Origin of the sequence: Aporhodopirellula sallentina SM41 (genome assembly GCF_000346505.1) — a bacterium.
In the GTDB taxonomy this organism is placed as follows: Bacteria; Planctomycetota; Planctomycetia; order Pirellulales; family Pirellulaceae; genus Rhodopirellula; species Rhodopirellula sallentina.
Genome location: NZ_ANOH01000174.1, coordinates 1 through 1,529 on the forward strand (window position 1 = coordinate 1; position 1,529 = coordinate 1,529).

The following is a 1,529-nucleotide window of genomic DNA, read 5'->3' on the forward strand; positions in this document are numbered from 1 at the left end:
GATCGTGGATTGTCCGCCTCGGAGATGCGGACCTACGTGACAGCTCGCCCCTAGCAGTGAGCCGAAGTGCGTGAGCACTCGGGTTTTCGGCAGGTTGGGACTGGAAAATCGATCCGCGTTTCCACCCGAGGCCTGACGGCCGTTCGGCTCACCCACGTAGCTCGGTCTTTCCAAGACCGAGGACAGGCGATGGTTAGCACGATATACCGATGTCTTTTGATTCCCTCGTGAGACGACCGTGGATTGTCCGTCTCGGAGAGAGGCGGGCGTACGTGTTTTGCTCTACTGCGAGACGCCTTGCAGGAGGTCTAGCGACAGGGTCGCGTTTCGGCCGCTGCCTTGGACCTGACCGAGACCGATCTGGATGCCGCTCGGGGAGGAATCGGTATTCGGCGGCAGGGTTACCGGTACCTCTTGTTTGTTACTCAACAGGAATGTCTCGGCTCCCGGTCCACCGGACATCTTGCCGACCACCAACGCTCCATCGCCGCCCCGCTCTTCGCTCGATTTGGCAATCCACTCGGGCGAAGTCTTCGCGAACGCGACCACCACGCCCACGTTTGACGCTAGATCGCGAAGCACCGGTTGGAGCTGCGATACCGAATCGGCAGGCACCTCACCGGCGAGACGTGAGAGCGACTCGTACGCGTTTTGAATTTGTTCGTTTCGCTGTGGATCGTTCGCATCCATCTGATAAATCGCATCAAGAGTCGAACTCACCTGAGCGACCTCGGCCGTGACGTCGAAAGCCGGTGTTTCGGGCAGCGTCGGCAAACTCATGTCGGCCGGATCGGCAGCCACGTCCTCGCTGGACATTTCCTCAATCGCGGACGAGTCGCCGAACAAATCATCGGAATCCGAGCCAGCCCCGGGGAGATCAAAACCCGATGGAGAATCCGCACTCTCGGCAACAGGCGGCTCGGGCGAGAACGAATCAGGCAGCCCCAACTCGTCGGTGGCGGTATCGGCGGGATCAGCACCGACCGGGTCGCCGCTCGCGATCGGGTCGACCATTTCACCGGCTCCGATGTCTTCGATCGCGGTTGACTCGCTGCCGAAACTATCGTCCGCCGGCGGTGTGAACGAATCGGTTTGGTTGCCGGCGTCCGCCGCCATGACTGGGGCTCCGGTGATTTCCTCCAGAGCCGACGCGGCTGGGTCAGGTGTCGTGTCTCCCGCCGTCTCGTCGCTCAGTTCCTCACCGATCGACCGTCCGGTCACCGGCTCGTTCGCTTGCATGTCGTCTTCCACAATCCGCGGTTCGAAATTGTCGAGCGGCATCGGAGTGTTCGCACGCACCTGGGTGTTCGATCCGCCGATACGCGGCAAGACATCGCTGATGACCGGGATATCTTGACCGAGGAAATGCAGGATCGTCCCGACGATCGGCAACGACAACAGTCCACCAACGGCCACGCCGAGAATCGTCTTGATCGGCGATCCGCTCCGCCGACGCCGGCGGCTGGTGACGTCCATCATGACCTCAGCCGGCTTGCTGCCGCGGACATCGTCGGGATCGTCATCGAGCA

At 61.5% G+C, this 1,529-nt stretch carries 1 protein-coding gene; it reads right to left on the bottom strand.

Annotation, left to right across the window (positions count from 1 at the left end; translation table 11 throughout):
* Positions 1-282 precede the first annotated feature (282 nt).
* A partial coding sequence (locus RSSM_RS33690) for a hypothetical protein (RefSeq protein WP_044302323.1) occupies positions 283-1,529 on the bottom strand: 1,247 nt, incomplete at its 5' end.